The 19,853-nt window shown below is 63.4% G+C and carries 14 protein-coding genes; 1 reads left to right on the forward strand and 13 read right to left on the reverse strand.

Annotated features, from left to right (window positions below; genetic code table 11):
* Window positions 1–153: 153 nt before the first annotated feature.
* Window positions 154–1,818: an isovaleryl-CoA dehydrogenase gene (locus PCO31110_RS03920; protein WP_150689668.1), complete on the reverse strand. Its 1,665-nt coding sequence runs from the start codon at window positions 1,816–1,818 to the stop codon at window positions 154–156.
* Between the two features lie 292 nt (window positions 1,819–2,110).
* Between PCO31110_RS03920 and PCO31110_RS03925 the strand changes: the two genes are divergently transcribed.
* Window positions 2,111–3,799 carry a GMC family oxidoreductase gene (locus PCO31110_RS03925; protein WP_246189711.1) on the forward strand — a complete coding sequence of 563 codons (1,689 nt, stop codon included), beginning with the start codon at window positions 2,111–2,113 and terminating at the stop codon, window positions 3,797–3,799.
* Here PCO31110_RS03925 and PCO31110_RS03930 read toward each other — a convergent pair.
* The 12 genes from PCO31110_RS03930 to gatB all read right to left on the reverse strand — a co-directional run bounded on the left by PCO31110_RS03930 (window position 3,770) and on the right by gatB (window position 19,828).
* On the reverse strand, window positions 3,770–4,660 hold the full coding sequence (locus PCO31110_RS03930) for a prepilin peptidase (RefSeq protein ID WP_246189712.1): 891 nt from the start codon (window positions 4,658–4,660) through the stop codon (window positions 3,770–3,772). The two genes, PCO31110_RS03925 and PCO31110_RS03930, sit on opposite strands and share 30 nt — an antisense overlap.
* A 2-nt stretch (window positions 4,661–4,662) precedes the next feature.
* Entirely contained in the window at window positions 4,663–5,754 is a 1,092-nt protein-coding gene (locus PCO31110_RS03935) for a type II secretion system F family protein (RefSeq protein WP_150689669.1), read from the reverse strand.
* Between the two features lie 42 nt (window positions 5,755–5,796).
* Window positions 5,797–7,515: a GspE/PulE family protein gene (locus PCO31110_RS03940; RefSeq protein WP_174979303.1), complete on the reverse strand. Its 1,719-nt coding sequence runs from the start codon at window positions 7,513–7,515 to the stop codon at window positions 5,797–5,799.
* Window positions 7,499–7,963 (reverse strand): hypothetical protein, encoded by a 465-nt coding sequence (locus tag PCO31110_RS03945; protein ID WP_150689671.1) that lies wholly within the window; start codon window positions 7,961–7,963, stop codon window positions 7,499–7,501. Before PCO31110_RS03945 ends, PCO31110_RS03940 begins: the two co-directional genes overlap by 17 nt.
* A complete protein-coding gene (gene pilO2 / locus PCO31110_RS03950) occupies window positions 7,953–9,308 on the reverse strand; it encodes a type 4b pilus protein PilO2 (protein WP_150689672.1) in 1,356 nt (451 codons plus the stop codon). The genes PCO31110_RS03945 and pilO2 overlap by 11 nt, the downstream gene beginning before the upstream one ends.
* A gap of 1 nt (window position 9,309) precedes the next feature.
* Window positions 9,310–11,076: a secretin GspD/PilQ domain-containing protein gene (locus tag PCO31110_RS03955; protein ID WP_150689673.1), complete on the reverse strand. Its 1,767-nt coding sequence runs from the start codon at window positions 11,074–11,076 to the stop codon at window positions 9,310–9,312.
* Between the two features lie 50 nt (window positions 11,077–11,126).
* Window positions 11,127–11,702 (reverse strand): toxin co-regulated pilus biosynthesis Q family protein, encoded by a 576-nt coding sequence (locus PCO31110_RS03960; protein WP_150689674.1) that lies wholly within the window; start codon window positions 11,700–11,702, stop codon window positions 11,127–11,129.
* Window positions 11,703–11,757: 55 nt separating this feature from the next.
* Window positions 11,758–12,402, reverse strand: coding sequence for a type II secretion system protein (locus tag PCO31110_RS03965; RefSeq protein WP_174979305.1), 645 nt, complete (start codon window positions 12,400–12,402; stop codon window positions 11,758–11,760).
* Window positions 12,403–12,878: 476 nt separating this feature from the next.
* Window positions 12,879–16,040 (reverse strand): efflux RND transporter permease subunit, encoded by a 3,162-nt coding sequence (locus PCO31110_RS03970; RefSeq protein WP_150689676.1) that lies wholly within the window; start codon window positions 16,038–16,040, stop codon window positions 12,879–12,881.
* Window positions 16,037–17,278: an efflux RND transporter periplasmic adaptor subunit gene (locus tag PCO31110_RS03975; RefSeq protein WP_246189713.1), complete on the reverse strand. Its 1,242-nt coding sequence runs from the start codon at window positions 17,276–17,278 to the stop codon at window positions 16,037–16,039. The genes PCO31110_RS03970 and PCO31110_RS03975 overlap by 4 nt, the downstream gene beginning before the upstream one ends.
* A gap of 145 nt (window positions 17,279–17,423) precedes the next feature.
* Complete coding sequence (locus tag PCO31110_RS03980; RefSeq protein ID WP_010805632.1) at window positions 17,424–18,230, reverse strand: polyphosphate kinase 2 family protein; 807 nt, start codon at window positions 18,228–18,230, stop codon at window positions 17,424–17,426.
* A gap of 125 nt (window positions 18,231–18,355) precedes the next feature.
* Window positions 18,356–19,828, reverse strand: coding sequence for an Asp-tRNA(Asn)/Glu-tRNA(Gln) amidotransferase subunit GatB (gatB, locus tag PCO31110_RS03985; RefSeq protein WP_010805633.1), 1,473 nt, complete (start codon window positions 19,826–19,828; stop codon window positions 18,356–18,358).
* Window positions 19,829–19,853 lie beyond the last annotated feature (25 nt).

A 19,853-nucleotide genomic window follows, 5' to 3' on the forward strand; every position in this document is an offset into this window, starting at 1 on the left:
CGTCCTCGTCGGCGGAGGTATCCTGCGCCGACGTCACCGGCCCCGCCTCATGCAAACTGTCCAGTTCAAGGTTATGTCCCATGCCGTCTCCTCCCTGTGACCGCCAGCGGCCGGCCTGCATGCCGTCCGGCGCCCACCGATGTATTTCATGCGTTATGCGAGAAACACCCGGTCGAGCCAGGCACGTTGAACACCTGCCGCGAGCGTGTCCGGCATGACGCCATAAACCCGTCCCCCGGCGCTCGAGAAGCGGCTCTCGATGAAACCGTGCGCCAATTCGGCGGGTGCATGTTCGAGCAGCAACGCCGCCTGCGACAACAAGACGATCTGCTGGGCAATGGCGCGCGCACGCACCGCATGCGTTGCGGGATCGGCGGCCAGCCAGCCATGCAGTTGCCCCAACGCGGCACGCAACGTCGCATGCGACCCGGTGCGCTTTTCGAGCCACTGGAACCAGTGCTGCGCAACGTCGGGCTCGCGGCCGATGGCACGCAACACGTCAAGACACATCACATTGCCCGAGCCTTCCCAGATCGAATTGACGGGGGCCTCGCGATACAGTCGCGCGAGCGGCCCCGTTTCCACATAGCCGTTACCGCCCCACACTTCCATGCATTCGCCGGCCAGTTCGAGCGCGCGCTTGCACACCCAGAACTTCGCCGCGGGAAGCACGATACGCCGCCAGGCACGCTCAACCGGTGAATCGTCGTCGGAGGCGTTCGCATCGAACGCCTGCGCGAGGCGCATCGCCAGCCACGTCGCGGCCTCCGATTCCAGCGCGAGATCCGCGAGCACCGTCGTCATCAGATCCTGATCGATGAGCTTCGCACCGAATGCCGTACGGTGCCTTGCGTGATGAATCGCCTGCACGACGCCGGCGCGCATCATCGCCGCGCTGCCGATCACGCAATCGAGCCGCGTGTATGTCGCCATCTCGATGATCGTGGGAATGCCTCGCCCCGGCGCGCCGACGCGCGTGCCATACGCGCCCTGAAACTCGACTTCGCTGCTCGCGTTGGAACGGTTGCCCAGCTTGTCCTTGAGACGCTGAATCTGCACGGCGTTCTTGCGGCCGTCCGGCGTGTAGCGCGGCACGAAGAAGCAAGAGAGCGCATCGCTGTCGCTATCGCGTGCGAGCACCAGATGCGCATCGCACTGCGGCGCCGAGAAGAACCACTTGTGACCGACCAGCGAAAACGTACCGTCGCCGCGCTCGGTTGCCGTGGTGGTGTTGGTGCGCACGTCCGATCCGCCCTGCTTCTCCGTCATCCCCATGCCGATGAGAATGGCGTGCTTCTGTGCGAGCGGCACATCGCGCGGATCGTGCTGCGGTGCGAGCAACTTGTCCTTGATCGACGCGAAGAGCAAAGGCTCCTGGGCAAGCACCGGAATGCTCGCGAACGTCATGGTCGTGGGACACAACGCGCCCGCCTCGTTCTGGGCGTGCAGAAAATACGACGCCGTACGCGCCGCCATCACGCCGCCGCGCGGATGTGCCCATGGCAACGACTGGAGTTGTGCACCGCGCAACAGGCCCATGAGCGCATGCCACGCGGGATGAAACTCAACTTGATCGATGCGATTGCCTTGCGAATCGAACGATTGCAGCTCCGGCGCATGACGATTGGCCATCTGCGCCCATTGCTGGACCTCGGCTTCGCCCAGACGCGCGCCCTGACGATACAGCGTCTTCGCATGCCAGTCGGCATTGAAAACCGCCACCGCGGCTTGCAGGGCGGTATCCGTGGCGTAAAGGTTGTAATCCGTGAGCGGCGGCACCTGATTGGTGACGTCGTGGGTCTGCCAGGCTTCAGTCATCCGTGTCTCCGTATGCCCATATGCCGAACTTGGGACGGTCACCTCAAGTGCATCTTTTCATCATAGCGGCTAGGTCTCCCCCATTCACACAAATTAGAGGAATGCTTCACTTCGCCCCCGGGCACAGGGGATGTCTGTCTACAATAAGTGCCGCTGCAAGACGTCACCCACGGGGAGCGAATCGCGCAGGTGCGGCCCCCCAAAAATGCGCGTAGAACGATAAGCAAAAACGCAGCGAACAGGAAATCAACAACCCAGTTGATGCAGTGCCCATCCAAGGGAGGATGACAGCATGGACTATGACTACGTCATTGTCGGCGGCGGCTCTGCCGGTTGCGCGCTGGCCGCGCGGCTGGCCGACGGCGCACCGCAGCGCACGATCGCGCTCATCGAAGCCGGCCCCCCCGACGACAGCTTTCTCGTACGGCTGCCGCTCGGCATCGCGGCGCTCGTGCCGTTCCGGTCGCGTCGCAACTATGGGTATCGCACCACACCGCAGGCGGGACTCACGGGACGCCAGGGCTACCAGCCACGCGGGCGCGGGCTGGGGGGCTCGAGTTCGATCAACGCGATGATCTACACCCGCGGCCATCCGGACGATTACAACGACTGGGCACAGGCCGGCTGCCCCGGCTGGGGATGGGACGACGTGCTGCCATACTTCCGTCGCAGCGAGCACAACGAGCGCGGCACCAACGCCTGGCACGGCACCGGCGGCCCGCTCAACGTCTCGGATCTACGCACGGTGAACCCGTTTTCGAGACACTATGTCGAGGCGGCGCGCGAAGCCGGGTTTCCGGTCAGCGACGACTTCAACGGCGCGCAATACGAAGGGGCTGGCGTCTATCAGGTGACGCAGAAAGACGGCGAGCGATGGAATGCCGCGCGCGCCTATCTGCACGGGAAATCGCGGGCGAATCTGCATGTCATCACCGGCGCGCTTGTGCAGCGCATCGTCTTCGATGGAAAACGGGCGACGGGCGTCAAACTGCAACGTCGCGGCGCCCTGGAGACGATTCGTGCGCGAGCGGAGGTGGTACTGAGCGCGGGCGCGTTCAACTCGCCGCAGTTGCTGATGTGCTCAGGCATCGGCCCCGCCGGGCATCTGCGCTCGCACGGGTTGGAAGTGCGCGTCGACGCGCCGGGCGTCGGTGAGAATCTGCAAGATCACATCGACTTCATCATCAACAAGTACGTCGCGCACCGCGATCTCGTGGGCTATACGCCGGCCGGGTTGTGGCATCTGCTCATCCAGGGGCTAGATTATCTGCGTGACAAGCGCGGCTTGTTCGCCAGCAATATCGCCGAGGCGGGCGGCTTCCTCAAGAGCGATCCCACCCTCGCGCGCCCCGATTTGCAGATGCACTTTCTCGTGGGTATTTGCGACAACCACAATCGTCGACTGCATTTACGGCGCGGCATGTCGCTGCATGCGTGCGTGCTGCGTCCGAAGAGCCGCGGACGCGTGACGCTCGCCTCCGCCGACATGCGCGACGCCCCGCAAATCGATCCGGCATTCCTGCAAGCACAAGAGGACGTCGACACGTTGCTGCGCGGTGCGCGCGTGATTCGGCGGATTCTCGCGGCGCCATCGCTCGCGCAGTTCGGCGGGCAGGAGTTGCACAGCCGGGGCATCGAGTCGGACGAGGCGCTCACGGCCCTGATCCGGGCACGCGCCGACACCATCTATCACCCGGTAGGCACATGCCGGATGGGCAGCGATGCGGGCTCGGTCGTCGACCCGGAATTGAAGGTGCGTGGCGTGGAGGGGCTGCGTGTGGTCGACGCATCGATCATGCCGACACTCATCGGCGGCAATACCAACGCACCGTCGATGATGATCGGAGAAAAGGCGGCGGATCTGATGCTGGGACGTGTGCTGGCACCGGTGCCACACGATGACCCGGCAGCCGTGGACGCATCACGCACGCCTTCGGCCGAATCGATTGTGTTAGCCACCCGTGCGCAGCCACAGGTTTAGGAACGGCTCGCCCCACAACAGGCTAGTCAGCGCCCCCAGATTCAGCCACGGACCGAAAGGCAGCGGCTCGCGCAGCGCGCGGCCGCGCCACAGCCCCAGCACCGCGAAGGCGAGTGTCGCCGCGAAGGCACCGAATGCCAGCATCAACGGCACGCCAATCCAGCCGAGCCACGCGCCACACGCCGCGACAAGCTTTGCGTCGCCACCGCCGAGTCCGTGCTCGCCCGTCAGTACTCGATATGCGCCGGCGATCATTCCCATGACGCCGTAGCCCAATGCTGCGCCAAGCACGGCATCGTCGATGGGTAACGTCAGCCCCGCGACACTGCACAACAGGCCGGCCCACAGCAGCGGCAACGTGAGCGCATCGGGAAGCAGCCGCGTGTCGCTGTCGATCAGCGTGAGCGACAGCAGCACTGCGCCGAAACCGCACCACGCCAGCATCGTGAGGTACTGCATCGATGGCACGAACTGCCATGCGATGCCCGCGAACATGACCGCGACGGTGAGTTCAACGAGCGGATAGCGCAGAGAAATCCCCGAGCGGCACTGCGCGCAACGGCCGCGCAGAAGAAGAAAGCCGAGCACCGGGAAGTTGTGGCGCGCCAGGATGCGTGTCTCGCAATGCGGACAGCGCGACGGCGGCCACGCCAGATTGAACGTGGGCGTGACCGGTGGCGCCTGCCCGGCCCACGCGGCGCTCTCATGCGCCCACTGCGCCTCGAGCATCCGCGGCAGACGATGCACCACGACGTTCAGAAAACTCCCCACGAACAGCCCCAGCATGGCCATCGCTGCGACGACCGCTTCACGAGGCAGCGCCCGGAATTCGTGCCACATGAGTTCAATGAGCGACGCCATCGTCAGAACATCGATTCCGCGTACTCACCCGCCGCGTGTCCGATCTGAAGCATACCGGCCACGGTGAAGATGATGGTCAGACCGACGAGTGCCATCAGCACGGAGCGAAGTGCGGCGGAACGCATCTTGATGCGCTCGGCAACTTCCTCGATGGTCATCAGACCGATCTTGCGAATGCCGGCGTCGAAGTTGGAACGTCCCGCGTATTCGACCAGACGATCGAAGACCTCCTCGTTGAAGATGCCGGTATCCATCGCCTTGACCATGCTCCGCTCGCTCTTGAGCGACGCACGCATGCGCAGCAAATGAGAGCGCATCCAGGGCGAAGCCCCTGCGAGCAGCAGCGACACGGAATCGAACACCGATGTCTTTGCGCCGGTTAGCGCGGCGAGCGACACGAGAAACTCACCGGCGCGCACGTCGCGATACACGGCGTACGGCCCGAAGTTATCGACGCGCCGCCGCAAGGGTCCCGTCCATCGACTGAGCGACAACAACACGGCCACCACGGCCAGCAGCGGCACGCCATAAAGCAGCGGCCACCAGTTCGCGACGAATCCCGACACGATGTACAACCCCGTACCGATGAGCGGGAACTGCTCGGGCGGCATGATCTCGATCATGATCGGCATCATGCCGTAGGCCACCCCCAGTTGAATGGCGGCGAGCAACACCGACATGAAAATCGGTAGCACCACGGCGCCGGCAATCGCCGCGCGCGTCTGCTGCTGGAGCGTGACCACGCGTGCCAGAAATCGCAGCGCGCCCGGCAGGTCGCCCTTCTCGCCGGCGGAAATCACAATCAGATCTTCGTCGGGAATGGTGCCTTCCCACGACTTGCGCAAGTTCTTCGAGCTGGCGCGGTCACGCCACAAGGCATAAAGCGGCGCCATCAGATTGCGCCGCTCCTTCGCACGCGCACACCGGCGGGAGAAGAGTTCGAACGGATTCGCACCATCTTCGATGGCATCGGCGAAGTCACTGTAGAACTTCGCGCGCATCTTGCGAAAATGGCGCTTTGCCCGGTTCAGACCCGGATACGGGTCCCGCGCGGGGGACAGCTTGGCAAGCAGACGATTGGCGGCTTCGAGCATAGGGAATAGCGCTGCGTTTCAGACGAATTGCGTGAGGATGACTTACACACTCGCCAGACGGCGGGGCGGTTGAGGCGATGTCGACCCGCCCTTCCACATCTGGAATTTCTTGAGCTTGTGGAATCCGGCTTCGATGTCACCGGGATCAATGAGACCCTGCGCCATCTTGTAGATCGCATGCTCCATGGCCGACTTACCGGACATGACCGGGCTCGTGAGATCGCCGTCGTGTTGGGCGCGCCAATAGCGCTGCGCCTCCCAGAATTTCGATTGACGCAGCAGGTCGAGCAATTCGTCGCACAATTCGCACACTTCCGCCACGACCGTCTGCCCTGCCGTGCCTCGCCCCTTGCAGTGATCGCAGCCTGGGCCTGCGACACGCACGCGAGCCGTGTCGATACCGAGGCCGGCGATGACGCACAACGTCGTCTCGTCGAGATGCCCGACGGCCGGCAGCTTGCAGTGATCGCACAGTACCGGAATGAGCTTCTGATACACCATGGCGGTGAGAAAGTTGGGGGACGTGACGGCCGAGACCGGCATGCCGATCTCTTCGCTGATCAAACGCGGGATGATGCCGAATGCGCTCGACGCGTGAACCGTGGACAGCACCTGATGGCCCGTTTCGGTCATCGACTTGGCGAACGAGCCCGTTTCGATGTCGCGAATTTCGCCGGGCATGAGTTTGTCCGGATCGCCACGCAACAGCACTTTGGCCGCTGCGCCGAACGCCGATTCGCCGTGCCCGTCTTCAGCACGCCGCTGAATCGGGATCTGTGTCACATGCGGCTGGATGTATTCGACCGGATCTTCGATGGAGAAGAATTTTTTACCCGAGTCACGCTCGTACATCATCATCGTGCGCAATGTCGTCGACTTGCCCGAGCCGGTCTCACCCGCGATGATCGTCAACCCTGGGCTGCGATGTACCGCGTTCTCGAGCACCTCGATCTGATCGGCGGAGTAACCGAGTTCGGAGAGCGACAGCACGTCGTCGTCCACGGCTTCGTTGACGAGCAGTCGCAAAATCACGTCGACACCCCGATTCTCGCGAATGCTCTGCAAGCGAAGCTGATACTTGCGATTACGCAGGTTCAGCGGAATCGAACAACTCTGATGCTGATCTTCATCGAAATGGTTGTGACTTCGGCTGCTGGGGTCGGCACGCGAGTTGTACGCCGCGGACACCGCATCGAGCATCGCGTGATAGTCGCGAGAGATGCGATCTGTCTCGCTGGTCGCGCGCAGCTTGCCGTGAATCCGCATGCGCACGCGCACATGCTGACCTTCGCGAAATTCGAAGTGGACGTCGGAGGCCCGCGCGTCGATGGCGCGTTCGATGATCAGATCGAAATTCCGGTAGGCGCCGGTGCGCTGCGCTTCGGTGCGGACACCGGTGCCGCTTTGCTGTTGCAGGCGCGACTGCATGAGCAGCATTTCTTCTGTCGTGCCGACGTAAATCCCTTCGAGATCCAGTCGATGTGTCGCTCGAACGGCCTGTTCGAAACGCGAGAGCAAGTCGGAGCCCTGCATACGCACGAACGTCGTGTGTTCGAGCAGTACCAGAAAGAGCCGCGGCTTCGGGGCAACGAGCACCAGCGACCCGTTTTCCGCCCCGGCCAATATGATGCCGAGATCCTGACGCCAGCCTTGCATCTGGATATCGTCGACGCGAAGATCCGCGATGGGTCGAGCGACCGTGCCGCTGCGTGAATTGACGCGTGAGAGCGCCGCCTGGAACCGATCAGAAATCTTCGCCATTGCGCCGCCCCGATGACCCGAGTCTCGCGCGACTCGCCTGCGTTTCGCCGGCGGGCGACGCCCCCATCGCATTGGGCAGCAGCAGACGCTGAACTTTGCCACCTCGTGTCACGTCCACGAAATCGCTGCCGATCTTCACCACCCGCCAATCGCCGAACCGATCGCCGTCGCTCACGTTGTAACCAAAACGGCCATCGACGCGCAGATAAGCCGCCGCAATGTCGTCAACGCCGTGAATGAACATCAGTTCCGGCAACACCTCGGGCGTTGCGCTGATCGCTACGGCAGACGACGCGCCATCGGCCGTCAGTGTCTCCTGCGTCGACTTGAGATGGGCTCGGGCAAACGCGTCGATCGTTTCTTCGGCATGCGCAGGTGTGACAAACATCGGGGACGTTGCCGCCACGGCCGTCGCAATCCATGCCGTCCGGCGGAGCTTAATGAACATAGTAGGTTCCTTTAGCGGAGAAGACGGGTTTGGTGTCGTCGATCACGATCGTCAACTCGTGCAACGACATGTTGCCGGCGCGCATCATCAGTCCCGCCACAGAATCGACGAACGCCAGATGCCCGGCAATCTTCCATTCCCCCCTGGCGATCGGCGGTGGTACGTCGCTGCGCGCGGTCACCGCCGGTGGTGCCTGAACAAGCGGTTGGGGCATCGATAGCGAAATGTCCATGCCGTAGTCGCCGAGCGATTGCAGACGCGCCCCGGCGGTGCGCAGAAACTGCGTGCGCGGCACGGGTGTCACGCGCGCCTCGCCGTCGTCGACCTCGTCTTCGTTCTCGGCGAGCCCTTCCGCGCTCGCAGACACCGGCATCGATTTGGCCTGCCCGGATACTGGCGGAACGGTGTCGGCGGGCGTGATGGTTTCACTCGCGTTGTCGAGATCGACGATCCGGGCATTCGGGCGTTGCGAGAGAAGCAGATCGAACGTGCCGCCCTCCTGACGGCGCCACTGAATCTCACATTGATTGCCCCTGCATTCGATGGACGCGGGTCGCCATCCGCCAGCGCTCGCGGGCAGCGACTGCACCGCGTATTGCACGCGCCGGGCATACGACGCTCCCGTCGAAAAGGGTTCTGCGGCGATTGCGCGGGCGAGCGCGCGCCGGTAGGCATCCACCGGATCGACCTGATTGGCCGCTGCGAGCTTTGCCTTCTCCCTTTCCTCGTACCAGTCCCACCCCCACCACCCGGCCACGCAGACGAGTGAGAGCACTGCGAGCGAGATCGCCGCGATCTTCAGTTGGCGCGCCGGTAACGGCTTGCGCACGACTTGCAGACGCGCGTCGCGCGACTGATCCTTCGCTGCCTGTGCCGCGATATCGTCGAGCGTGAGCGCCACATCGGCGCCGCTGCCGTTCAATGGCGCAATACCTGCAATCGTGATTCCGCCCTCGATCTCCGCTGCCCACTGCTCCATTCTTGCGCGCAGTTCCGATGCGGGCACGACCAGATCCAGCTCCGGCCGACGATCACGCAACGTCACGAAGAACACGGCAGACAGATCGTCGGGATCGGGATGCACGAACGCCACGTTCGGCGCATCGACCATCGCGCCGAGCACGGCACCCAGGGCGTATAACTCGGGCGCGCTCTGCCCTTTGATCGACGGGGCCAGCGAGAACAGCCCCGCCGTGCGCGTGCCGGCGCCATCGTCGGCCACGGCGTAATGAGAGGCGTCGCGGCTGCGGGCGAGCCCGCGGATCTCCGTAGGCTCCTTCTGCAGACCGATCAATGTCTCCCACTGCGCACCGACGACGAGCCGGTTGGACAATATGCGCGTCATATCACACGCCCTCGGTCAGTTCCGGCGAAATCAGGATGACGACTTCCTTGACCTGCTGGCGCGCCTCCTTGGTGCCGCCCTGGTAATTGAAGAGCCCATCGCGATCGGTCGAGTCGTCGCGCCGGCGGAAACCGCTAAGCACCAGCGTATCGCCCGACTTGAGCGACGCGCGCTGCATGGTCTGGATCGACGCCGTAATCGGCAACTGCATGAAGGTTCCGACGCCAAGGCCATCATCGGACCCCGATCTCTCGTCCTTGCCATCCAAGCCCACCTTCACGCCATCGGCACCGACTTCCGCCTTCACTTCCGGACCGCCGCCGCCCTCCACGTTAGTGCCACTGGGCGCTTCTTTACCCGTGCGCAGATTGATCTTGTCGAGCTTTTTCAGGTCGGACATGTCGATCTGCACCTGCAACATCACGCTGCGGTTGTCCATCAGCGTGGGCAACAGGTTCATCACGAAGCCTGTGGTCAGCACCGACTGTTCGGCGGTCACCACCGCCTGTCCGCCATAGTTGCCGGGCGTCATCTTCGTTTGTGCGACAAAGCCCTGATTCTGGGTGACGGCGACGGGCGCCGGCTGATTGTTCAGCGTAACGACCGTGGTGTCGATCACGGTACTCACACGCCCCTGCTGGCTGAGCGCGCGGATGAAGGCGCCGGAGCCTCTGAATCTGCCGCTGTCGATCTTGTTGAGTTGCAGGCCGCCCTTGCGTGCCATAAGCGTGCCGCCCGCCGCAGGGCCGGCCAGGCCCAACGTGATGCCGCTCGCCGCCCGATACACCAGATCCCAGTCGACGCCTGCGGCCGAATTTTCTTCCAGCGCCACGGAGTACACCTGCACGCGCAATTTGACCTGACGGCCCAGCACGGCGTTCTCCGCGTCGATGTAACTCGCCACGCGCTCGATGACGTCGGCCGTGTCGCTGACGACAAGCGAACTGGTCACGACCGACGGCGTGACACGCCCCCCTTCGGAGAGCATGTCCGTCACGGTGCGAACGAGATCCGACCAGTAATCGAGTTCGGATTCCACGCTCACGCTGGCGTCGGCGTTGAAGCTCAGATCGACGCCACCGGCAGAGCCGCCCGGCCCGCTGCCGCCCGCCGCACCGCGATTCGCCTTCATCTGCGAGGCCTTGCCCACCGACGCAGAGTACGAAGAACTGCCGGGCATCATCTTGATCTGGAAAGTCCGTGTGACATAGCGTGCAAAATGCACCACGCCGTCACGATAGCTCCAGTGGGTGCCCGTGCGGTGGGCGATGGTGTCGAGCAATCCGGATAGCGTGCCCGAGTATTGCAGCGGCACGGTCGGCTCGCCAGCATCGGAGCAGTTCACCTGGAACAGGTTGGCGGGACTGCCACCGCGATTGGCGGCGCGGCTGGCGCCACTCCCACCCCGTTCGCCACCGCCTGCTGCGCACGACACATCCGACGCCATGCGAATGGTCAGGCCGTTGCCGCGCGCCACCTGAGCGAGCACGATCGACATGGGCAACGGCGCGCCGGTGGCGAATCGCACGTTGCGCTTGAAAAATTCGGGTAACGCTATCGAAGCATTGATGGGCACGGAGCGCTTTGCGAGCCACGCCCCTTCCACGTGCTCGATGGCGCGAATCGGCGCCGCCGAGTGGGTATCGAACGCCGATTGCCCATCCGTCTGCGCCTGCTCTACGTTGGCATCGGTTTTGGCGAGCATGCCTGGCGTGCCGCACGCCGTCAGAAACGTTGTGGCGCACAACACGCCAAGTCGCTTTCTCATGGATTACCGCTTCCGTCATGATGGCCGCGCCGGGGGGTGCGCAGCGCTTGTTATTGTGTGGCGTGAACGACGCGCAGCACGCGGTTGGCCTCGTAGACTTTCACGCGAATGGGCGCATCGGTGTTCTGCAGGGAGACCACGATCTGCTCGACGATGTCGAGGAAGTCACCTGTGAACGTGGCCGGATACTCGATAGGGAAGTCACGGTCGATTTCCCACGCGAGCTGCCAGCCGTGCCCCTTCAGATAGCGCTGAAGCGCTACGGAAACACGGCCGTCGTCCGGTGACATGAACAGTTCGAGAAGCTCGCGAACTTCGGCCTGCGCAGGTGGCTTGAGAGGCTCCTCAGCCTGCACAGACGGCATAGCCTGAGAAGGCGAGGCTGGCATCGCGGCCACATCCGACGACACGTCGACCGACGGCAGCGGCTCCAGCGCTCTCGCAAGGGAACTCGGCGGCGGTGTCGCCGCTGCCGCTGCGCCGCCGGACATCAGCGGTTTATGGCTGGCGAAGGCGACCGCGATATCGGGCGTCCGATGCACCTCTTGAGACCTCTCCAAAGCGACAACCGTGCCCGACCATACGGTCGACGCCACTGCCGCCGTTAGCATCCTTTTGATGCGCATCTTTTCCTCACGTCGAATTCAATGCCGAATTGCCGGATGGGGTTCGATCACGGGATCAGGAGCCGCCGATGGTGAACTCGACATCCGCCTTGGTCACGTCGTCCTGAACGAATCCGCCTGCCCCGTTATCTTTCCCTGACGATTTGCATGCCGCCCCTAGCTTGTTCATATCGAAGGGTGTCTTCATCGTTTTCAGATCCTGCTGGTTCACCTTGATGGTGGCGAAGCTCGGGTGCATCGAGGAAAAGAGCTTCTGACATTGCTCGCTCGGCAAATCCTTGGACACGATATTGAGTCCGAATGTCGGCTTGTCTGTCCCGCCGCCCGTAATCACGGACGGGGTAACTTCCCCACCGAATCGATTGAGATATTTGTCGCTGGTCCCAACCCGCTGCATGGAACCGAAGATCCCCAGATCGTGCATAGCAGGCAACGTGGTCGAACTGTTCAACTGCCCCGACATCACCGCGTTTTGCACCGAGACCACCGCCATCTGCCAGTCCTTGATCTCCTGATTCACCCGCACCGAATTCATCAGGCGCGGCACCCCGACCATTGCGCCGGCCATAATCAGGCCCATCACCGCCACGGCCACCGACAACTCCACCAGCGTCACACCGCGCTGACGGCGTTTGTTCAAGCGGCTGACCATTTTGCTTTTCATCTGCACGAGTGCGCCCTCGTTCGCTTGCATGTTCATATCCCTCATCCTGAGCCATTCGATTGGAAAGATTGCGCGGCAAAGCGATGTCTCCCCTAAGCCGCGACAGGGGCGATTTATGCCTGAACACCAAGCACCGCGTTGTCGCGTGCTATCCGTACATTTCGCAAATTGACAATTGCGTGGGACGAGAACCCCCCGTCGGCCCACCAATTCCGATAAGCCGATGCCCATCGAGAAAGTGCAGTGCCATGCCGTCGATGGCATGCCGAGCAAGGGGGAACGCGGATCACCGAGCGCTGGCGCCGCCATGGAGAATTTTGCGATCGTCGGAATTAGCCCAACCGCAACGAGAGTATTCACAACGCCGTTTGCCGATGGCGCTATTCAGCGATTTCACAAGGCACATTGCATGCCATGGGTACGCGAGTTTGCTGCGCGCGTGATGCGCCGAAGGCAGATGGCACAGACAATGCGTTTGTCTCGCCTGCCTTCGGCTTCAGGACGTCACCGCCTCACGGCGCCGCGTCCGTGTGAGTGCCGTCGACGACGCGGGCCGAACCGTGCGCATTCCCGCCGTTGTGGTCCGTCTCGCGGCTATCGTTCGCCGCCTTGTCGCCCGGCAGCACGAGCGGCCCCTTCCCTGCGAAGCGGTCGAGGTAGAGATAGATCACCGGGGTGATATAGAGCGTGATGACCTGCGAGAACAGCAAGCCGCCGACCACCGCCAACCCGAGCGGCTGACGCAACTCCGCGCCTGCCCCGAGGCCCAGCGCAATCGGCAACGCGCCCATGAGTGCCGCGAGCGTCGTCATCATGATCGGCCGGAAGCGCAGCGCACATGCCTGACGAATCGCTTGCGTGGGCGTCATGCCGCCGTTGCGCTGCGCGTCGAGTGCGAAGTCGATCATCATGATCGCGTTCTTCTTCACAATGCCGATGAGCATCAACACACCGATCACCGCGATGAGCGACAGATCCATGCCGAACAGACGCAGCGTAATCAGCGCCCCGACGGCCGCCGACGGCAAGCCCGCGAGAATCGTGATCGGATGGATGTAGCTCTCGTAGAGCACGCCGAGCAGCACGTAGATCACGAGCAACGCGCCGACCAGCAGCACGATCTGACTCGACTGCGACTTCTGGAACGCTGCCGCGTCGCCGCCCCAACTCGTGATAATGCTCGGCGGAAAGCCCAGTTGACGCTGGAAGCCCACGATCTTCTGCGCCGCGTCGCCCAATGCCGCACCCGGTGCGAGATTGAACGACAGCGTGATCGCCTGCAACTGGCCCTGATGGTTGACTGACACCGGCCCCATCTTGCGCTCGACCGTCGCCACCGCCGAGAGCGGTACCAGCGCACCGCCCTTGCCGCGCACGTAGATCTTGTCGAACGCGCCTTCGTCACGACGATCGTTGTCGTCGGCCTGCAAGATCACCTGATAGCTGTCGCTGGGCGTATAGATGGTCGACACCTGACGCTCGCCGAACGCGCTGTACAACGCGCTTCGAATGTCGCCGATGGCCACGCCGAGCGTATTCGCCTTGTCGCGGTCGATGGTGAGCTGCGCTTGCAGGCCCTTCATCTGCGCGTCGGTCGTCACGTCGCGGAAGATCGGATCGGCCCGCATGAGGGTCATCAGCCGGCCGGACCACAATTGCATCTCTCCCGGTTTCACGCTCTGCATCACGTACTGATAGCGGCTCTTGCTCTGCTTACCGCCCAGTTGCAGGTTCTGCACCGGGTTGAAGTAGACGTTGAGCCCCGGCACCTGCTTGACGTCGCGCCGCAGCCCTTCGAGCACCTCACTCATGTGCGGACGCTCGCCGTGCGGCTTCAGGTTGACGAACATGCGGCCCTGATTGCTGTCGCTGGCCGACACGATCACCGTCTCGACCGCCGGGTTGGCGCGAATGATATCGCCCGCCTGACGCAGCAATGCCGACATGGCCGTGAACGAAATGTCCTGCGCACCTTCGGCCGTCACCTGTACCTGCCCGATGTCTTCGCTCGGGAAAAAGCCTTTCGGAATCGTCGCGAACAGCACGCCCGTGGCAACGAACGTCGCGGCGGCGGCGGCCATCACCCACTGGCGATGCGCCAGGCACCAATCGACGCTGCGCACGTAGCCGTTCTGCACCCACACGAAGCCGTCTTCGAACCACTGCGTCGCACGCAGTCCCAGCCCTTCGTCCTGCTCATGCTTGAGAAACCGGCTGCACAGCATCGGGATCAACGTGAGCGAGACGGCGGCCGACACCAGAATCGCGAGCGACACCACCACGGCGAACTCGTGGAACATCAACCCGATCACGCCCGGCATGAAGAAGATCGGGATGAACACGGCCACCAGCGAAATCGAGATCGACAGAATCGTGAAGCCCATCTCGCGCGACCCGACCAGCGCCGCGCGCAACGGCGGTACGCCGTTCTCGATATGACGCACGATGTTCTCGAGCATCACGATGGCGTCGTCCACGACCAGCCCCACGGCGAGCGTGATGCCCAGCAGCGAGATATTGTCGATGGAGTAGCCCATGCCCTTCATGAGCGCGACCGTGCCGATGAGCGACACCGGCAGCGACATGACCGGAATCAACGTGGCGGCCAGACGTCGCAGAAACAGGAAGATCACCAGCGTGACGAGAATCACCGTGAGGCCGAGGGTGAACTGCACGTCGTCAATCGATTCGCGAATCGACACCGAGCGGTCGTTGAGCAGCTTGACCTGAATCGACTGCGGCATCTGCTCCGCCAGACGCGGCAGCGCCGCCTTGACCTGATCGACGGTGGCCACAGTGTTGGCATTGGGCTGACGCAGCACGGCGAGCACAATCGAGCGTTCGCCGTTGACCCAGCTGCCCGTCTTCACGGACTCAACACTGTCCTGCACCTCGGCCACGTCACGCAGATACACCGGGCTGCCGTTGACGCTCGCGATAATGAGGTTCGCGAACTGCTCGGCCTTGGTCATCTGACGGTTGGCCTCGATGGTCAGCGTCTGGCGGGTGCCGTCGAGCGTGCCCACCGGGCTGTTGGCGTTGGCCGACGCCAGCGCACGCGCCACATCGTCGAGCGTGAGCTTGCGCGCGGCCAGCGCGTCGGGACGCGCCTTCACGCGCACGGCGAAGCGCTTCTGCCCGAAGATCAGCACCTGCGCCACGCCGGGCAGCGTGGACAGCGTGGGAGAGACGAGGTTTTCCGCATAGTCGTCGAGTTCGGCCAGCGACATCGACGGCGAATTCATCGCGAGGAACAGAATCGGCGCGTCGGCCGGGTTCACCTTGCGGTACGACGGCGGCGTGGTCATTTCCACCGGCAGCTTGCGCTGCGCGCGGAATAGCGCGGCCTGCACGTCGACGGCGGCGGCATCGATGTCCCGGTCGCTGTCGAACTCGATGATGATCGACGTGGTGCCCTGCGTATTGGTCGAACTGATGACCGCCACACCGGCAATCGTCGAGAACTGCTTTTCCATCGGTGCGGCCACCGACGCGGCCATCGTCTCCGGACTCGCACCGGGCAACGTGGCCGTGACCTGAATGACCGGCGAGTTGAAGCTGGGCAGGGCGGAAATCGGAATCTGGCCGTACGCAATCAAGCCAGCCACCACCGCCGCCACGCACAGCAGGATCGTCATGACCGGCCGGCGGATACAGAGTTCGGACAGGTTCATGGCGCTTTCCCTGCGGCGCCATCACCCGCACCACGCGCCGCCACGACCGTCACCGCACTGCCCGGACGCAGGTTCTCGGCGCCCTCCTGCACCACGCGCGCGCCGGCGGGCACGCCTTCGACGACCGCGAGCCGGGCTTCTACGTAGCCGACCTTCACGGGCTTGGCGCTCACCTTGCCGTCTGCGCCGATGACATAGACGAACTTGCCGTCGGGGCCGGTCTGCACCGCCTGCGGCGGCACGACGCTTGCCTGCCTGAGCACGCGGCCGATCACCGCGACGTTCAGATACATGCCGGGCCACAGCTTCGCATCGCGGTTCTCGTAAGCGGCCTTCAGACGGATCGTGCCCGTCTGCGAGTCTACGGCGTTATCGATGAAGCTGAGTTGTCCCGTCGCGGTCGTGCCGGTCGTGCCAAGCGTGGCCGTCACCGCGACGGGGCCGCCTGCGCGCGCAGCCTGCAACTCGGCCAGTGCGCCTTCCGGCAGCGTGAAGCTGATATCGATCGGATCGAGCTGGGTGATGCTCACGAGCACCGCCCCGCCCGGCGTGACGAGACTGCCGGGGTGAACGTTGATCGCCCCGGTGCGGCCGTCGATGCCGGCGCGAATCTGGTTGTAATCGACCGCGACCTGACTCGCGGAAATCGCGGCCCGGTCGGCGGTGACCTGCGCGGAGAGGCTGTCGACACCGCTCTGCGCCGTATCGAGCGCGCTTTGCGAGACGAAATGCTCGGCGATCAATTGCTTGGTGCGAGCGAGTGTGCGGCGGGCGTTGGCGAGATCGGCTTCGTCCTTCGCCAATTGCGCCTGCACCTTCTTGAGGTTGGCCTCGTCCATGCGCGCATCGAGCGAGAACAGCAACTGCCCGGCTTTGACGAAATCGCCTTCCTTGATGTGCACCTGACGAATCGTGCTGGAAATCTGCGGACGCACCTCGACGGTCTGACGCGCGGTGACCGTGCCGTTGGCGATGAGCCGCACAGGCACGTCGCGCACTTCAACGGTAGCGGCACTCACCGAGGGCGCCACCGCCGCCTTGGCAGGCTTCTCCGCGCCACGAGAGCGCAACCATGCGCCGGCCCCGCCGATCACCGCAACCGCCAGCAAACCGGTGATCCAGCGGCGCGAGCGCGCCGTGCCCCGTGGCGTACCGCCTGCGCCACCCTGGGCGGCCGTCTGATGCCCGCGGGCGGCAGCATCCCCCGGCATGTGCCGGCGGGCGTTCTCGTCACTCATCTTCTTCCCCGTTACCCATGCGACGCCCATTGCCCGGCAAACCCCCGTTCGCCCGGCCGCGCCTGTTTCTTCTGTCAAAACGGCCGTGGATTGCCACGGCCGTTCACGTCATGCCATTTTTCTGTTGCCGCCATGCGGCGTTGCGTCATTCCACCTTCATGCCCGTCAGTTCGGGCCTGCCGGGCGGATAGGACAACTTCAGATCGGTCAGCGTCTGCACCAGCAACTCTGCCACCATCAGGTTACGGTGGCGTTTTGAGTCGGAAGGCACGATATACCACGGCGCATCTTCCGTCGAGGTCGCCGATAAAGCCGCCTCGTAGGCCTTGGTGTATTGCGGCCAGAAGCTGCGCTCCTTGAGGTCGTTCAGCTCGAATTTCCAGTGCTTGTTCGGATCGTCGATGCGCTCCTGAAGCCGCTTGCGCTGCTCTTCCGCCGAGATGTGAAGGAAGCACTTGACGATGCGCGTGTGGTTGTCCGCGAGCAGATGTTCGAAATTGTTGATGTGGGTGTAGCGGCGCTTGCACTCGTCGGCGTCGATCCAGTCGTGCACACGGGTGATGAGTACGTCTTCGTAATGGCTGCGATTGAAAATCACCAGTTCGCCCGCTGCCGGCGCCACCGTGTGAACGCGCCACAGAAAGTCGTGAGCCAGTTCCATGGGCGTGGGCGACTTGAAATTCGCCACGCGAATGCCGAGCGGATCGACGTTCAGGAACACCGCGCGAATGGTGCTGTCCTTGCCGCTGGTATCCATGCCCTGCAACACGAGCAGAACACGGTGCTTGCTGTTGGCGTGCAGAATGGTTTGCAACTCGTCGAGCTTGAGCGCCAGTTCGGCCATGCGTGTCTTGTCGTCGACCTTGCTGTCGCCCGAAAACGGCTTGTCGGCCGGATCGAAATTCGACAGGTCCAGCTTCTTGCCGAGCGGTACGCGGTATTTCTCGAACATCGCCAACTCCTCATGACAGGCTATGCGGCAGTATCGCGCAAATCAAAAAGCGCGGCACCGAACCGGCTGCCGCGCTTTTGTCTGACGCTTTGCGACTGCCGCAGCAGCGGCAGCCTGAACCTTCGTCAGGCACCGAGCTTCTTCTTGAGCAACTCGTTGACCTGGGCCGGGTTGGCCTTGCCCTTGGTGGCCTTCATCGCCTGACCGACCAGTGCGTTGAACGCCTTCTCCTTACCCGCGCGGAATTCCTCGACGGACTTGGCGTTCGCGGCCAGCACTTCGTCGATGATCTTCTCGATCGCGCCCGTGTCGGTGATCTGCTTCAGCCCCTTCGCTTCGATGATGCGGTCTGCCGCACCGTCGTCGGTAGCGCGTTCTTCCCACATCAACTGGAAGACTTCCTTGGCGATCTTGTTGGAGATTGTGTTGTCGGCGATACGGGCGAGCAGACCCGCGAGCTGGGCGCTCGACACCGGGCTGTCGGCAATGCCGATATCTTCGCGGTTCAGCAGCGACGACAGTTCGCCCATGATCCAGTTGGCGGCCGGCTTGGCGCTTGCCTTGCCCGCCTTGGCGACCACGGCTTCGAAGTACGCGGCCTGGGCCTTCGATTGGGTGAGCACGGCGGCGTCGTAATCGGACAGACCGTACGACTCGACGAAACGCACCTGCATGCCGGCCGGCAGTTCGGGCAGCGCGGCACGCACGCGTTCGACCCACTCGCTGTCGATCACGAGCGGCATCAGATCCGGGTCCGGGAAATAACGGTAGTCGTGCGCGTCTTCCTTGCTGCGCATCGAACGCGTTTCCTTCTTGTCCGGATCGTACAGACGCGTTTCCTGCACCACCGTGCCGCCGTCTTCGATCAGTTCGATCTGGCGGCGCACTTCGTACTGAATCGCCTCTTCGAGGAATCGGAACGAGTTCAGGTTCTTGATCTCGGCGCGCGTGCCGAATGCTTCCTGGCCGACCGGACGCACCGACACGTTGGCGTCGCAACGGAACGAGCCTTCCTGCATGTTGCCGTCGCAAATGCCGAGCCACACCACCAGCCCGTGCAACGCCTTGGCGTACGCTACGGCCTCGGCAGCGCTGCGCATGTCGGGCTCGGTCACGATCTCGAGCAGCGGCGTGCCGGCACGGTTCAGATCGATGCCGGTCATGCCGGCGAAGTCTTCGTGCAGCGACTTGCCCGCGTCTTCCTCAAGGTGCGCGCGCGTGAGCGTGACGACCTTTTCGTACGCTTCACGGCCGGTACGGGCATCCGCTTCGACCTGAATCTTCAGCGAGCCGCCCTGCACCACCGGAATTTCGTATTGGCTGATCTGATAGCCCTTCGGCAGATCGGGGTAGAAGTAATTCTTGCGCGCGAAGATGCTGCGCGGCGCAATCGTCGCCCCGATGGCCAGACCGAACTCGATCGCGCGCTCAACGGCACCGCGATTGAGCACCGGCAACACCCCCGGCAACGCCAGATCCACAGGACAGGCCTGCGTGTTGGGGGCCGCGCCGAACTGCGTCGATGCGCCCGAGAAAATCTTGGAAGCGGTGGAGAGCTGTGCGTGCGTCTCCAGACCAATAACGACTTCCCATTGCATAAGGTTCACCCTGTCTCAACTTGTC

Source organism: Pandoraea communis, from assembly GCF_902459745.1.
GTDB lineage: Bacteria > Pseudomonadota > Gammaproteobacteria > Burkholderiales > Burkholderiaceae > Pandoraea > Pandoraea communis.

What these genes read in the sequence shown, in the direction of transcription:
- PCO31110_RS03920 (WP_150689668.1), bottom strand. Translation starts at nt 1,818, where the DNA reads ATGACTGAAGCCTGGCAGACCCACGACGTCACCAATCAGGTGCCGCCG.
- PCO31110_RS03925 (WP_246189711.1), top strand. Translation starts at nt 2,111, where the DNA reads ATGGACTATGACTACGTCATTGTCGGCGGCGGCTCTGCCGGTTGCGCG.
- PCO31110_RS03930 (WP_246189712.1), bottom strand. Translation starts at nt 4,660, where the DNA reads ATGGCGTCGCTCATTGAACTCATGTGGCACGAATTCCGGGCGCTGCCT.
- PCO31110_RS03935 (WP_150689669.1), bottom strand. Translation starts at nt 5,754, where the DNA reads ATGCTCGAAGCCGCCAATCGTCTGCTTGCCAAGCTGTCCCCCGCGCGG.
- PCO31110_RS03940 (WP_174979303.1), bottom strand. Translation starts at nt 7,515, where the DNA reads ATGGCGAAGATTTCTGATCGGTTCCAGGCGGCGCTCTCACGCGTCAAT.
- PCO31110_RS03945 (WP_150689671.1), bottom strand. Translation starts at nt 7,963, where the DNA reads ATGTTCATTAAGCTCCGCCGGACGGCATGGATTGCGACGGCCGTGGCG.
- pilO2 (WP_150689672.1), bottom strand. Translation starts at nt 9,308, where the DNA reads ATGACGCGCATATTGTCCAACCGGCTCGTCGTCGGTGCGCAGTGGGAG.
- PCO31110_RS03955 (WP_150689673.1), bottom strand. Translation starts at nt 11,076, where the DNA reads ATGAGAAAGCGACTTGGCGTGTTGTGCGCCACAACGTTTCTGACGGCG.
- PCO31110_RS03960 (WP_150689674.1), bottom strand. Translation starts at nt 11,702, where the DNA reads ATGCGCATCAAAAGGATGCTAACGGCGGCAGTGGCGTCGACCGTATGG.
- PCO31110_RS03965 (WP_174979305.1), bottom strand. Translation starts at nt 12,402, where the DNA reads ATGAACATGCAAGCGAACGAGGGCGCACTCGTGCAGATGAAAAGCAAA.
- PCO31110_RS03970 (WP_150689676.1), bottom strand. Translation starts at nt 16,040, where the DNA reads ATGAACCTGTCCGAACTCTGTATCCGCCGGCCGGTCATGACGATCCTG.
- PCO31110_RS03975 (WP_246189713.1), bottom strand. Translation starts at nt 17,278, where the DNA reads ATGAGTGACGAGAACGCCCGCCGGCACATGCCGGGGGATGCTGCCGCC.
- PCO31110_RS03980 (WP_010805632.1), bottom strand. Translation starts at nt 18,230, where the DNA reads ATGTTCGAGAAATACCGCGTACCGCTCGGCAAGAAGCTGGACCTGTCG.
- gatB (WP_010805633.1), bottom strand. Translation starts at nt 19,828, where the DNA reads ATGCAATGGGAAGTCGTTATTGGTCTGGAGACGCACGCACAGCTCTCC.